This is a genomic window from Pseudomonas sp. B5(2017) (assembly GCF_002112825.1).
In the GTDB taxonomy this organism is placed as follows: Bacteria; Pseudomonadota; Gammaproteobacteria; order Pseudomonadales; family Pseudomonadaceae; genus Aquipseudomonas; species Aquipseudomonas putida_Z.
Genome location: NZ_NEIR01000009.1, coordinates 122,364 through 135,775 on the forward strand (window position 1 = coordinate 122,364; position 13,412 = coordinate 135,775).

Here is a 13,412-nt window from a genome sequence, read left to right on the forward strand (position 1 = left end):
CTACCACCGCATCCGCACCCCTAGGCTGCCAATCAACCCGTTCAGATCATTGTCGTCCACGTCACTGCTGTAATCGGCACTGACAAACAGCGCTACCGAGGGCGTCACCCGAGCCACCAGCCCCAACCCCAGTTCCACCGTGGTCGAGTAGCGCGAGCTGGAGATCTTGTCGACCTGGTCCAGCTTCACCTCATCGGCATTGCTGAAGTCATACCACACGTTGGTCCGCACATAGGGTTCGATCGGCATGCCGCGTACTTCATAACGCCCGGACAGCCTGGCGCCGACTCGGCCGCTCCAGCTCGGCTGGCTGTCGAAGGCCTGCAAGGTCTCTTCCTGCGCCCGGCTGCCGGGGAAGAACTGCTGGTTGATCAACTGCGCCTGCGGCTCGATCACCCAGCCGCCACCCAGGCCGATGGGGATGCCGCCTTCCAGCGAGAAGGTCATCGCGTGGCCGCTGTCGTCCAGTCGCTGGCCGTTCTCGCCACGGCCATTGACGTCGATGCGCGAACCCATGGCCACGGCATCCAGGTGCCAGCCCTGTTCATGGGTCATGCTCCAGTAAACCCCCAGGCTTTCACCGCTGAGGTTCACGGCGTTGCGTTGCTTGTCGCCCAACAGCCGGCGCATGCCGTTGAAGCTGGTCTGCAGGTTGTTTTGCCCCACGAAGATCCCCGCGCGGTGCACATTGCCCGCTGCAGTTTCACGCACGAACAGGTCCGGGCCGATCGTCAGTTGCTGGCTGGGTGCCTCCAGCTGGTCCGGGGGCTGCGCGCCACCGCGCGCGGTGGTGGGGAAGAACTGCGCCCACTGGCTGGCGACCAGGTCCGGTGCAGCCTGCCCGTGGCGCTCGCTCATCTTCTGCGAGAACGCATTCAAGGTACCGATACTCAAGCCACTGGCGCTGACCGGGTCGAGCGACAGCTGTGGTACTGCCGGCTGGTGCAGGAAACCGGGCGAGGCCGGGTCGTCCTGCAGTTCATACGCGATAGTTTCCACCGGGGTTGCCAGAAGCAGCGACGTGGAAACCGCGTAGAAAATGCTGTCGAAGCGCAAGAGGTTCGAGGTGCTTTTCATGGCGGATCTCCTTTGTTTTTGTGTTACAGCCCTAGGACCTGGCCTGTTGTCACGAGCTGTACGGCAAAAACAGTGGGCGACCCAAACCAGCACGCCAGGCTTTCGCCAGCGCGCACGAAGGCGCGAGCTAGAGGCCCGGCGCGAGATCTTTACTGCTTGATATGTTCAGCTAAGGAGAGGCCGCCGCTTGCGTCAAGAAAGTGTGAAGGAAGTGTTCAGGATCCGTGGTTTTGTTCAACGTGTTGATTCTTTTGATAAGTCTGCGAGGTATAGCGGGGTTCGCTATTTGTCGTGGCGTGGCTATGAAGAATGATTGCTAAGCCTGACTTCGACCGACAACGGCAGGTGGTCCGACAGGTGCGACCAAGGTTTGTGCCCCAGAATCCGCGGCCCATGGCTTTCGGCGTTGCGCAGGTAGACGCGGTCCAGGCGCAACAGCGGCAGCCGCGCAGGATAGGTGCGGGCCAGATGCCCATGGTGGCGCTCGAAGGCCTCGTGCAGGTCACGCTGCAGGCCCAGGGTGCGGTTGCCGTGGGATTTCCAGTCGTTGAAATCGCCGGCGATGATCACCGGGGCCTCGGCGGGCAAGGACTCGAGCAGCTTGCGCAGCAGTTGGAGTTGTTTCTGGCGATGGCTTTCCAGTAACGACAGGTGCACGCAGATGGCATGCACCTGGTGCTGGCCGGGCACATCGAGGATGCAGTGCAGCAGGCCACGTCGTTCGGGGCCGGTGATCGACACGTCGAGGTTGCGATGTTCGATGATCGGGTATTTGGACAGCAGCGCGTTGCCGTGGTGGCCGTCGGGGTAGACCGCGTTGCGGCCGTAGGCGAAGTCGCTCCACATGCTGTCGGCGAGGAACTCGTACTGCGAAGTCTGCGGCCAGCCGGGGTAGCGCGCGGCGTGGCGGTCGTGGCTGCCGAGCACTTCCTGGAGGAAGACGATGTCGGCCTGGGTGCTGCGCACCGCCTCGCGCAGTTCCGGCAGGATGAAGCGCCGGTTGAAGGCGGTGAAGCCCTTGTGGGTATTCACCGTCAGCACCTGCAGCCGCTTCACGGCCGGGGCCTGGTTGACACTGGCGAAACCTTTACTGCCGGCTTCGGGGTTCACGGTTACTCCTCGGTCAACGGGTTTGCGCGGATCCTTGTAGGAGCGGCCTTGTGTCGCGATCGGGCCGCGCAGCGGCCCCGTTTGTCAGCACCAAGGCAAGAATAGCTGGGGCCGCTGTGCGGCCCGATCGCGACACAAGGCCGCTCCTACACAAGGGACACATACCAGCGGGTTCAGGTTCACTCCTCATCACGCTGCAACACCATCAGCAGCAACGATCGCCCCTTCACCTCAAAGGTGCTGTCGAACTGCAGATGCTGCCCCTTGCGCAGCTCTGGCCGGTCGGTATCGACCAGGCAGCTCCAGTAATCCCCTTCGGGCACGGTCGGCAACTCGAACGGAACGATGTCATGGTGGGCATTGACGATCAGCAACACGGTGGCCTCGGCGCCTGGCCGGGCAATGCCGCTGACCTGGGCACGGCCATCGATCAGCATGCCCAGGCAACGCCCGTGCGGGTCTTCCCATTGCTCAACGCTCATCTCGTTGCCATCCGGTGCCAGCCAGGTCACGTCCTTGACGCCGATCGCCTCATTGTAGTCGCCCACCAGAAAGCGCGAGCGGCGCAATACCGGGTAGGCCAGGCGCAGGCGGGTCAGGCGCTTGACGAAGGCCAGCAGCTCTTCGCCTTCCTGGTCCAGGTCCCAGTTCACCCAGCCGATCTCGCTGTCCTGGCAATAGGCATTGTTGTTGCCGTGCTGGGTGCGGCTGAACTCGTCACCGGCGACGATCATCGGCGTGCCCTGGGCCAGCAGCAGGGTTGCGAAATAGTTGCGCATCTGGCGCATGCGCAGGGCATTCACGGCTGGGTCGTCGGTCGGCCCCTCGACACCGCAGTTCCACGACAGGTTGTTATCGGTGCCGTCCTGGTTGTTCTCGTCGTTGTCTTCGTTGTGCTTGTGGTTGTACGACACCAGGTCGCGCAAGGTGAAACCGTCGTGGGCGGTGACGAAGTTGACCGAGGCATAGGGGCGCCGGCCACGGTTGTTGAACATGTCCCCCGAGGCGGTCATGCGCGAGGCAAAGTCGGCCAGTTGGCCTTCGTCGCCTTTCCAGAAGGCGCGCACGGTGTCGCGGAAGCGGTCGTTCCACTCTGCCCAGCCCGGGGCGAAGTTGCCCACCTGGTAGCCGCCCGGGCCGCAGTCCCAGGGCTCGGCAATCAGCTTCACCTGGCTCAGCATCGGGTCCTGGCGGCAGGCGACGAGGAAGCCGTGGCGTTCGCTGTAGCCGTCGTGGTAGCGGCCAAGGATGGTCGCCAGGTCAAAGCGGAAGCCGTCCACGTGCATTTCGCCGGCCCAGTAGCGCAGCGAGTCGGTGACCAGCTGCAGCACGCAGGGGTGGCTTAGGTCCAGGGTGTTGCCGGTGCCGGAATCGTTGATGTAGTAACGCTTGTCGTCCGGCATCAGGCGGTAGTAGGAGGCGTTGTCGATACCGCGCATCGACAGCGTCGGGCCGCGCTCGTTGCCTTCGGCGGTGTGGTTGTAGACCACGTCGAGGATCACCTCCAGCCCGGCGTCGTGCAGGTGCGCGACCATTTCCTTGAATTCGGCGATCTTGCCGCTGGCCAGGTAGCGCGGGTGGGGGGCGAAGAAGGCGATGCTGTTGTAGCCCCAGTAGTTGTTCAGGCCCTTGTCCAGCAGGTGCTGGTCGTTGACGAAGGCGTGAATCGGCAGCAGCTCGATGCTGGAAACGCCCAATTCCTTGATGTGCTTGAGCAACTCGTCATTGGCCAGGCCGGCGAAGGTGCCGCGCAGTTCTTCCGGTACCGCCGGGTGGCGCATGCTGATGCCACGGGTGTGGGCCTCGTAGATGATCGTGCGCTCCCAGGGGATCAGCACGCGCTGGTCGCGGCCCCAGGTGAAGGCGGGGTCGATCACCTTGCACTTGGGCACGAACGGCGCGCTGTCGCGCTCGTCGAACGACAGGTCGCCGTCGGGGTGGCCGATGGTGTAGCCGAACAGTGCTTCGGACCATTGCAGGCTGCCGACCAGTTGCTTGGCATACGGGTCGATCAGCAGTTTGTTGGGGTTGAAGCGGTGGCCGTTCTCCGGCTCGTACGGGCCGTGCACGCGGTAGCCGTAGACCAGCCCTGGGTGCGCGTCGGGCAGGTAGCCGTGGTAGATCTCGTCGGTGTATTCGGGTAGCTCGATGCGTTCGATTTCGTGCTCGCCGGTGGAGTCGAACAGGCACAGCTCGACCTTGGTGGCGTTGGCCGAGAACAGGGCAAAGTTGACCCCAAGGCCATCCCAGGTGGCGCCGAGGGGGAAGGGCAGGCCTTCGCGGATACGCGACGGGGCGACCGAGCGGGTTTTCTTCGGGGTGCGGGGGCTCATGGCGGTCCTCTGTGGCCGTGGTGGTGGAGGGAGCTGCGTAGGCCTGTACCGGCCTCTTCGCGGGTGAACCCGCTCCTACAGGGATAGCGCCAGGCTTGAGTATGACGGTGTACCTGTGGGAGCGGGTTTACCCGCGAAGAGGCCGGTGCAGGCTCAACCGGCAGCCGGCTTTTTCACCGCCCGGGGTTTCTTCACAGCCACGGCCTTCTCAACCGGTTCAGCCGCTACCTTGGGCTTGGCCGGCGCCCGCTTGCGCGGCGCCGCCCTGGGTGCCAGCGCCTCGGCTTCGGCCAGCTTGCGCGCCATGTCCCAATGGCGCTCTTCCTGGCCGGCGGGCTTACCCTCAGATTCCCAGATCTGGTAGGCAAATTCGCGGATACGCTTTTCATCAACACTCATCATGACGCTCCTGATGCTCAAGATTGTTGTATCAGCAGGTTGACCGGAAACTCCGCCAGCACGGCGCTCAACATCAGCTCCTTGGAAGAGCTGACCGCAGCACTGGGGAAAAGTCCCGTCGAGTTGGCAGGCGACAAGGCAAACGGCAGGCTTACCCGGGTGTCGTCCCAGTTCTGTGCCGGGATCAGGGGTATCGGTGCACCTGCCAGCAGGGTACTGGCCAGGCGTGGCGCGATGATGACGGCCCGTTCGCCTTCGCCAAGGCGGGCGAACGCCACCACCTTGTCGGCATGCCGGCCATGCACGGTCAGCGGCAGGTAGGCGCCACGGCGGAACAGCTCGGCATGGGCCTGGCGGCAGTCCAGCACCCGGGCGATCAGCGCCTGCTTGAGGCGGCCGTCGCGCCAGTGTTCCAGCAGCTCGGCTACCGGCGTTGCATCGTCCAGGGTGCGACGCCGGCAAGCGTAGTCCACGGCGCGGCGGTTATCCGGGTCGACCAGGCTGAAATCCCAGTATTCGTTGCCCTGGTACAGGTCCGGCACGCCCGGCGTGGTCATGCGCAGCAGGGCCTGGACCAGGCCGTTGAGGGCACCGGGGCAGGCCAGCAGGTGGGCGGCATCGGCCAGCGATTTGCGCAGCTGCTGGTTCTCGCCGTCCAGCAGCAGGCCGTCGATGTAGCCGGCACAGGCGTTTTCATATGCTTCGTTCGGCGCGCTCCAGCTGCTGCGCAGCTTGGCCTCGCGCAGGGCCTTCTGCTGCCACTGGCGGATGCGTTCGGCGTACTGGAGCAGGGCGTTGTCATCGTGCAGGTCGAGGTCCAGCGGCCAACTGCCCAGCAAGGTCTGCAACAGCATCAGCTCGTCGCCGGGGCTGGGCGCCGGGCCGTCATCCAGTTGCGTGCGCAACGGCGTGGCCAGTTCGCGCCAGTGTTCCATGCGGCTGGCCAGCCACGGGCCGCGCTCGCTGAGCACGGCCAGGCGCGCACGGGTGTCTTCGCCGCGCTTGTGGTCATGGGTGGCGCTGGCCAGCAGGTTGTCGGGGAAATCGCGCAGGCGCCGCTGGGCCTCGTTGTGGAAGTGCTCGAGCGGGGCGCTGAAACGCTCGGCGTCGAAGCCCACATCGTTGCGCGACAGCAGCCGCGCGCTGCGGTAGAACGCGGTATCTTCCACGGCTTTGGCGGCACTGGGCGCGGTCAGTTGCTGGAAGCGCACGCAGGCGTGGCGCAGCTGCTTGCGCGCCCGGCCTGCTGGCAGGCGGCGCCAGGCTTGCCCGCCCAGCCATTGTTGCAGGTGCTCGAGCAGCGGCCAGTCTGCTTCGCCCAGGTCCTGCCGGGCATTGGCCAGGGCCTGCTGGAAAAACCCTTCGTCTTCTGCCGGGCGCCCGCAGGCATTGAAGTAGGTGCGGTACACCGGGTAATGCGCCACCAGCGCCTGCAAGGCGCGGCGGATCGCGCCAAGGGTCAGGTCGCGGGTCATCAGGTCGTTGCGCGCCACCTGCAACAGCGCCTGGGCCACCGACTCGCAGTCGCCGGCCAGGCTGGCATTGAGCACCAGGTGGCGGGCCTGACGCACTTCTTCGGGGAAGTCGGGGCGTTCGCTCACATTGGCCCACAGCTCGGTCAGCGCTGCTTCGCCCGCCGGGTCGTGCTGCAGCAGCGAAACCTGGTTCATGAATTCATAGCCGGTAGTGCCGTCGGTAAGCCAGTCGCGGTGCAGGTGCTCGTTGGCGCCGAGGATCTTCTCTACGTAGATCGGGAAATGCTCCAGGGCAGCGTTCAACGGCCGCCGTGCCAGCAGGCCATCGACCCGCCGGCGCAGCTTGCGGCAGTAGCCGCGCGGGTCTGCCAGGCCGTCGATATGGTCGATGCGCAGGCCGTCCACCAGGCCGCGCTCGATCAGTTCGAACAGCTTGGCGTGGGTGGCCTCGAACACCACCGCGCGTTCCACCCGCAGGCCGCCCAGCTCGTTGATGTCGAAGAAGCGCCGCCAGTTGATGTCGTCGGCGGCGGTACGCCAGCTGGCCAGACGGTAGGTCTGGCGCTCCAGTAGCAGGTGCAGGCGCTTGAAGCCATTCTCGCTACGGCTGTCGAACGCCACCAGGGCCGATTCGAGGTCGGCGCCTTCGCCTGCCAGGCGCGCCAGTTCGGCTTGCAGGGGCAGGGCGTCGGCCAGCGGCGTGGCCGATGCGTTCAACGCGGTGAAGCGTTCGGCCAGGGCCTTGAGCGCCGGCTCCGGGCTGAGGGCGAGAATCCAGCCATAGTCGACAGGGCAGATCGGGAAGCGGTGTTGGTAATGGGCGATTTGCAGCAGCCCATGGTGCTTGTCGAACTCAAGCGGTATCTCGCCATTCTTCAGTGCCACGCCATAGTCGCTGGCGAGGAACGGCAACAGCAACTGACCGGCCAGCAGCGGGTCGCTGGAGTGCCACTGGATGTCGAAGAATTCTGCATAGGGGCTGCGCCGGCCCCAGGCCAGCAGGCTCTGCCACCAGGGGTTGTCGGCACCGCCCACGGCCATGTGGTTGGACACCGTGTCGAGGATCAGCCCCATGCCGTGCTGGCGCAGGGCGGCAACCAGCCGTTGCAGCGCCGCTTCGCCGCCCAGCTCGGGGTTGACGCAGGTCGGGTCGACCACGTCGTAGCCGTGGCGCGAGCCGGCGCGGGCCCTGAGGATGGGCGAGGCATACAGGTGGCTGATACCCAACTGGGCGAAGTACGGCACCAGCGGCACGGCGTGATCGAGGGTGAAATCACTGTGAAACTGCAGGCGCAGGGTCGCGGTCAGCGCTTTCATCGGTCACGCTCCCAGGCTTGTTCGCGGGCCTGGGCCAGCAGTTCCAGGCGCCGTGCGGCGTCTTCGTCGTCGAGCAGTTCACGTACCGGCCGGGCGAAGCGTCGGCGCCAGTTGGGGTGGCCGGAGGTGGTGCCCGGCAGGTTGGGTTGCTCGTCGCAACCCAGCAGGTCTTCAAGCGGTACCAGCACCAGCGGTGCGCGGGTGTGGCCAACGTAGCGAATGGCGGCGTCGATCAGCGCATCGTTGTCCGGTAGCGTGCCGTAGTTGGCCTCCAGGGTGCGGCGCAGGCCGTCGTGCTCCTTTTGCCGCTCGTGGCGCCAGTGCAGTTCGGTGGCAGCATCGATCAGTTGCAGGCGGTGGCTCCAGTCGATGTCGCGGTTTTCCAGCCAGCCGGCCAGCGGCGCCAGGTCGTGGGTGCCGGTGGTGGCCAGGGCGTTGTCCGGCCAGTCGAGAATCGGCTTGAAATGGCCGGGCTGGGTCTGCTCGAAGGGCAGCACACGCATGCCCAGCACGGCCTTGGCCGCCAGTTGCTCGCGCAGGCCGTCCGGCACGGTGCCCAGGTCTTCGCCGAGGATGATTGCCTGGTGGCGCACCGACTCCAGCGCCAGCAGGCGCAGCAGGTCGTCCAGCGGGTAGTTGAGGTAGGCGCCTTCGCTGGGCTTGGCTCCCTGCGGGATCAGCCACAGCCGGCGCAGGCCCATGACATGGTCGATGCGCAGGCCGCCGGCGTGGGCGAGGTTGGCCCGCAGCATTTCGATGAAAGCGCGGTAGCCGTTGCGCTTGAGGCCTTCGGGCGAGAAGGCGCAGATGCTCCAGTCCTGGCCGGCACGGTTGAGGATGTCGGGCGGTGCGCCTACCTTCAGGCCTGCCAGCAGCTCGTCCTGGCGGCTCCAGGCCTGGCTGCCGGCACCGTCGGCGCCCACCGCCAGGTCAGCGATCAGGCCGACCGCCATGCCGTTGCCGCGCGCCGCTTCCTGGGCGCGTTGCAGGCCCCGTTCGGTCAGCCATTGGCAAAAGGCATGGAACTCGACCTTGGCCGGGTAGGCGTTGGCGAAGGCCTCCACTTCCGGGTGGTACGGGTCGTGCCAGGCCTTGGGCCAGTGGCGCCAGTCGGCGCCCAGGCCATGCTCCACGGCCTGGGCCTGCAGCACCTCGAAGCGGCAATGGTGCTCCAGGGCCTGGCCACCGGCTTCGCGGAAGCTGTCGAAATCCTTGCGTAGCGGGTGGTCGCCCTGGCTGAAGCCCTGATACAGGGCTTCGAGCAGGCGCAGGCGGGCGCTGGCGGCACGCGGCCAGTCGACCAGCGGGCCTTGCTCCAGGTCTTCCAGCTGTTGCTCCAGGCCGCAGGCTTCGATGGCCACGCGCACCTCCCGCTCGCCCAGCAGCGCGGCAGGGCTGGCGTAAAGGGTGTTGAGCAACAGGCGGCTGGAGGGCGAGTAGGGGCTGTAGTGCGTCTGGTCGATGGCCGACAAGGCGTGGATCGGGCTGATGGCCAAGGCATCGGCACCGCGCTCGGCGGCCGCGCGGGCCAGTTGTTCCAGGGCCAGGCAGTCGCCGTAGCCGCCATCGCCGGGGCGGCGCAAGCTGTACAGCTGCACCGCCAGGCCCCAGCAGCGCGGTGGCGGCTGCTGCACGCGGTCTTCAAGGCTGTGGCAGCGTGGCGGGGCCACAGCCACGGTGAAGCGGCGGCTGTCGATTTCCACCTGGTGGTAGCCGATGGGCAGCGCTCCGGGCAGGCGGGCCTGGTCGTCAAGGCTGAGGGTGAGGGCGCTGTGGTCCTCCAAGGTGCAGTGCGCGACGCTGGCGGCGCTGAAGTAGCGCGCCAATGCCAGTGGCTGGCCGAGGTCGGCGGTCAGCAGCGGTGGCAGGTGCTCACTGTCTTCGGCAGCGTCCACGGCGCGCAGGCTGGCGGCAATGGCGGCGTCATCGCTGGCCGGGTGGCCAAGGCCTTCAAGGATGTTGCGCAGTACCTCGTCGCTGACACGCTGGGGCCGGGCATTGGCGTCGATCCAGTCGCGGCTCAGCCCGACGCGGGTCGCCAGGCGGTGCAGGGCGGTTTCGCTCATGGGCGCTCCAGTGCAGGGGGAAGCAGGCTGACCACGCAGCTGTAGGCGGCCAGGTGGGTATCGGGGTGCCGGGTGTCGCTGCTGTCGAACAGGCGGTTGGCCGGCGCGGGCAACTCGACCCCCTGTGGGGTGGAGGCCAGGTTCAGGTCGATGCGCAGGGTGGTGCCATTGCCCAGGCACCAGCGTGCGGTCAGGGCCTTGTCGCCGTGTACTTCGGCGCCCAGCGCGCGGCTGCCGGGCAGGTGCGGGATCACATGGCGGCGGCGCAGTTCGAGCAGGTGCTGGTACAGGCCGTGCCAGCCGGCGATTACTTCCTTGCCTTGCGGGCGGGAGGCCTCGAAGGTCTGTTCGGCGTTGGGGTCGGGGATGCGTTGGCGTTGCTCGGGGTCGGCGAAGGCGGCGAAATGGGCGAACTCGCCGCGCCGGCCTTCGCGCACGGCGTCGGCCAGCTGGTCATGGAAGTCGGTGAAGAACAGGAACGGCCGGCAGCTGCCATCGTCGTCGCCCATGAACAGCAGCGGGATCATCGGTGCCAGCAGCAACAGCCCGGTGGCCGCCCGCAGCGCCTGCGGTGGGCACAGGCGGGTCAGGCGCTCGCCCAGGGCACGGTTGCCGACCTGGTCATGGTTCTGCAGAAACAGCACGAAGGCGCTGGGTGGCAAGTGCGCGCTGGGCTCGCCGCGGGGCGTGCCATGGCGGTTGGCCTGGCCCTGGAACACGAAACCTTCGGCAAGGCAGCGGGCCAGCTGGTCGATGGGGCGCTGCTGGTAGTCGGCGTAGTAGCCTTCGGTTTCGCCGGTGAGCAGCACATGCAGGGCATTGTGGCCGTCGTCGTTCCACTGGGCGTCGAAGCCTTGCTCCAGCAGGAAGGCCTGGTTGTGCTCGTTCTCCAGTACCAGCCATACGTGGCGGCCGGGTTCCACCGCAGCACGTACCCTTTGCGCCAGCTCGACCAGGAAGTCGGGCTGGTCGATGGCGTGCACGGCATCCAGGCGCAGGCCATCAAAGCGGTAGTCGCACAACCACATCAGGGCGTTCTGGATGAAGTACTCGCGCACCTGCGGGCGACGGAAGTCGATGGCTGCGCCCCAGGGGGTCTGCCGGTCTTCGCGGAAGAACGGGCTGGCGTACTGGTGCAGGTAATTGCCGTCGGGGCCGAAATGGTTGTACACCACATCGACCAGCACCATCAGCCCGTGGCCATGTGCCTGGTCGACCAGCGCACACAGCTGCTCGGGGCTGCCATAGGTGTTTTGCGGCGCATAGGGCAGCACGCCGTCGTAACCCCAGTTGCGCTCGCCAGGGAACTGCCCCAGCGGCATCAGCTCGACGGCGCTGATGCCCAGTTCGGCCAGGCGCGGCAGTTGCCGGGCGACCCCGGCGTAGCCGTCGAGCAGGCCGACATGCAGCTCCTGGATGACCGCTTCGTGCCAGGGCCGGCCTTGCCAGGGGTGTTGCCAGGCATAGCTGGCCACATCCACCACCTGGCTCGGCCCCTGCACGCCATCGGGCTGGTAGCGCGAGGCCGGGTCGGCCACCTGCAGTGCACCATCGATACGGTAGTGGTAACGGTCACCGGCCTGGCACGGGGCCACGCCGGTGAACCAGCCATCATCGTCGGGCAACAGCTCGATGGCCGGCTGCTGCTCCAGTTCCACGCTCACGCTGCGCGCATCCGGGGCCCAGAGGGCGAAGCGCGCCGACGTGGCGTCCAGCAGGTGTGCGCCATGTCTGTGCATCTTCGATTCCCCGTTCAGTAGTGGCTGTGCTGTGCCTGCTTGACCAAGTCTTCGTACAGGCGTGCGTAGGGTTCCACGGCCTGGCACCAGTTGAACGGTTGGGTCATCGACAGGCAGCGCATGGCGTTCAGCAGGTCCTTCTTGCCATATACATAGAAGGCGCGGCTGAGTGCCTGGCGATAGCTCTCGACGGTGGACTCGTTGAACAGGAAACCGGTGACGCCGCACTCGATGGTGTCGGCCAGGCCGCCGGTGTTGCGCGCCACCGGCAGCGAGCCGAAACGCTGCGCGTACATCTGGCTGAGGCCGCATGGCTCGTAGCGTGACGGCATCAGCAGGAAGTCGCTGCCGGCGAACATGCGCCGGGCATCGGTCTCGTTGAAGCCGATGCGTACGCCGATACGGCCCGGGTGGCGTAGCGCCAGTTCGCGCATGGCCTGCTCTTCTTCCGGCTCGCCACGGCCGATGATCGCGATCTGCCCGCCTTGCTCGACGATGTAGTCGGCCACACCCAGGGTCAGGTCCAGGCCTTTCTGGTAGACCAGGCGCGAAACCACGGCGAACAGCGGGCCTTCGGAGGGTTGCAGTTTGAACAGCTCGCGCACTTCCTGGGCATTGCGCGCCTTGCCTTCCCAGTCGTTGATGCTGAAGTTGTGCTGCAGGTGCTTGTCGGTGGCCGAGTCCCAGCTTTCGTCAATGCCATTGGGAATGCCGCCGAGCAGGCCTTGCTGGGCCTTGCTGGCGAGGAAGCCGTCCAGGCCGCAGCCGAATTCCGGGGTGGTGATTTCCCGGGCATAGGTGGCGCTGACCGTGGTGATGTGGCTGGCGTAGGCCAGGCCGGCCTTGAGGAACGAAAGCTTGCCGTAGAACTCCATGCCTTCCTGTTGCATGGCGTGCTCGGGGATCGCCAGTTCCGGGCTGCAACCGCGGCTGTACACGCCCTGGTAGGCCAGGTTGTGGATGGTGAACAGGGTTGGCGTACTCAGCCCGCGCCAGTGCATGTAGGCCGGAGCCAGGCCGGCGGGCCAGTCGTGGGCGTGCACCACTTCGGGCTTCCAGTGGATCCTGCCTTCGCCGGCGGCGATTTCGGCGGCGGCCAGGCCCAGGCGGGCGAAGCGGATGTGGTTGTCGGGCCAGTCGCGGCCGTTGTTGGCGCCATAGGGGGTGCCGTCGCGCTGGTACAGTTCGGGGCAGATCAGCACATAGATGACCAGGCCGTCGGCCATGTCCATGCGCCCGATCTTGCACGGCGGCAGGGCGGCGTGGCCACCCAGTTCACCGACGATGTGGATGGGGTTGTCGCTTTCCATCACCTGGCGGTAGCCGGGGATCAGTACCCGTACATCATGCAGGTGCGCCAGGGCACGGGGCAGGGCTGCAGACACGTCACCCAGGCCACCGGTTTTCACCAGGTCGGCGATTTCCGAGGTCACGAACAAAATCTTGCGCTTGTTGCGGTTGTGCTGGCGCTGGGCGCCGGGTGCCTTGCCTGTCGTGGCGAAGTCCGGGGTGAGCGGTTCGCGGTTGTCCGGGTTGAATGAATCTACGTGAGGCTCGACAGCGGCACTGATCATACTTCTCTCCGTCCCTATGCTTGGCCGGGTGCTGGCACCCGTGGCGATGTTTCGTGTTGGTTCTCTCTGATTCTGGATTCTGCGTAGTGCGTTCCATGCCCCAGGGTCGTGCGCGCAGGCACGGCGCGATCGGCATTCCGGCCGAAGGCGATTGCGCTGGTTGGGGTGTGTGGGCCGATGCTGGGAAGTCCCTTTGCGTTTGGCCTACTTAGTTCCTGACCTGCCCGCGTTCCGGAAAGTTCGACTTTTTTTCGTCACTCTTCCGTTGAGCAAATGGCGGGCCGAAACCCGAGTGTAGGAGAGAAAGAGATAAAAAGGTGAC

The 13,412-nt window shown here is 66.1% G+C and carries 8 protein-coding genes; all 8 read right to left on the reverse strand.

Going from position 1 to position 13,412, the window contains the following annotated elements; translation table 11 throughout:
• Positions 1 to 1,077: an autotransporter outer membrane beta-barrel domain-containing protein gene (locus CAG00_RS15330; RefSeq protein WP_025339816.1), complete on the reverse strand. Its 1,077-nt coding sequence runs from the start codon at positions 1,075 to 1,077 to the stop codon at positions 1 to 3.
• Between the two features lie 300 nt (positions 1,078 to 1,377).
• The gene (locus tag CAG00_RS15335) at positions 1,378 to 2,187 is read right to left on the reverse strand and encodes an endonuclease/exonuclease/phosphatase family protein (protein WP_025339815.1); all 810 of its coding nucleotides are present in this window, start codon (positions 2,185 to 2,187) and stop codon (positions 1,378 to 1,380) included.
• Between the two features lie 179 nt (positions 2,188 to 2,366).
• On the reverse strand, positions 2,367 to 4,520 hold the full coding sequence (gene glgX, locus CAG00_RS15340; protein WP_075045673.1) for a glycogen debranching protein GlgX: 2,154 nt from the start codon (positions 4,518 to 4,520) through the stop codon (positions 2,367 to 2,369).
• A 153-nt stretch (positions 4,521 to 4,673) separates the two neighbouring features.
• Positions 4,674 to 4,922, reverse strand: a complete 249-nt coding sequence (locus CAG00_RS15345) for a DUF2934 domain-containing protein (protein WP_085664652.1) — start codon at positions 4,920 to 4,922, stop codon at positions 4,674 to 4,676.
• Positions 4,923 to 4,936: 14 nt separating this feature from the next.
• Complete coding sequence (locus tag CAG00_RS15350) at positions 4,937 to 7,711, reverse strand: malto-oligosyltrehalose synthase (protein WP_085664653.1); 2,775 nt, start codon at positions 7,709 to 7,711, stop codon at positions 4,937 to 4,939.
• Complete coding sequence (gene malQ / locus CAG00_RS15355) at positions 7,708 to 9,777, reverse strand: 4-alpha-glucanotransferase (RefSeq protein ID WP_085664654.1); 2,070 nt, start codon at positions 9,775 to 9,777, stop codon at positions 7,708 to 7,710. The genes CAG00_RS15350 and malQ overlap by 4 nt, the downstream gene beginning before the upstream one ends.
• Complete coding sequence (gene treZ, locus CAG00_RS15360) at positions 9,774 to 11,516, reverse strand: malto-oligosyltrehalose trehalohydrolase (protein WP_085664655.1); 1,743 nt, start codon at positions 11,514 to 11,516, stop codon at positions 9,774 to 9,776. Before treZ ends, malQ begins: the two co-directional genes overlap by 4 nt.
• Before the next feature lie 14 nt (positions 11,517 to 11,530).
• Positions 11,531 to 13,090 (reverse strand): glycogen synthase GlgA, encoded by a 1,560-nt coding sequence (glgA, locus tag CAG00_RS15365; RefSeq protein ID WP_075045668.1) that lies wholly within the window; start codon positions 13,088 to 13,090, stop codon positions 11,531 to 11,533.
• Between the last annotated feature and the right edge of the window lie 322 nt (positions 13,091 to 13,412).

What these genes read in the sequence shown, in the direction of transcription:
- glgA (WP_075045668.1), bottom strand. Translation starts at nt 13,090, where the DNA reads ATGATCAGTGCCGCTGTCGAGCCTCACGTAGATTCATTCAACCCGGAC.
- treZ (WP_085664655.1), bottom strand. Translation starts at nt 11,516, where the DNA reads ATGCACAGACATGGCGCACACCTGCTGGACGCCACGTCGGCGCGCTTC.
- CAG00_RS15350 (WP_085664653.1), bottom strand. Translation starts at nt 7,711, where the DNA reads ATGAAAGCGCTGACCGCGACCCTGCGCCTGCAGTTTCACAGTGATTTC.
- CAG00_RS15330 (WP_025339816.1), bottom strand. Translation starts at nt 1,077, where the DNA reads ATGAAAAGCACCTCGAACCTCTTGCGCTTCGACAGCATTTTCTACGCG.
- glgX (WP_075045673.1), bottom strand. Translation starts at nt 4,520, where the DNA reads ATGAGCCCCCGCACCCCGAAGAAAACCCGCTCGGTCGCCCCGTCGCGT.
- CAG00_RS15345 (WP_085664652.1), bottom strand. Translation starts at nt 4,922, where the DNA reads ATGATGAGTGTTGATGAAAAGCGTATCCGCGAATTTGCCTACCAGATC.
- malQ (WP_085664654.1), bottom strand. Translation starts at nt 9,777, where the DNA reads ATGAGCGAAACCGCCCTGCACCGCCTGGCGACCCGCGTCGGGCTGAGC.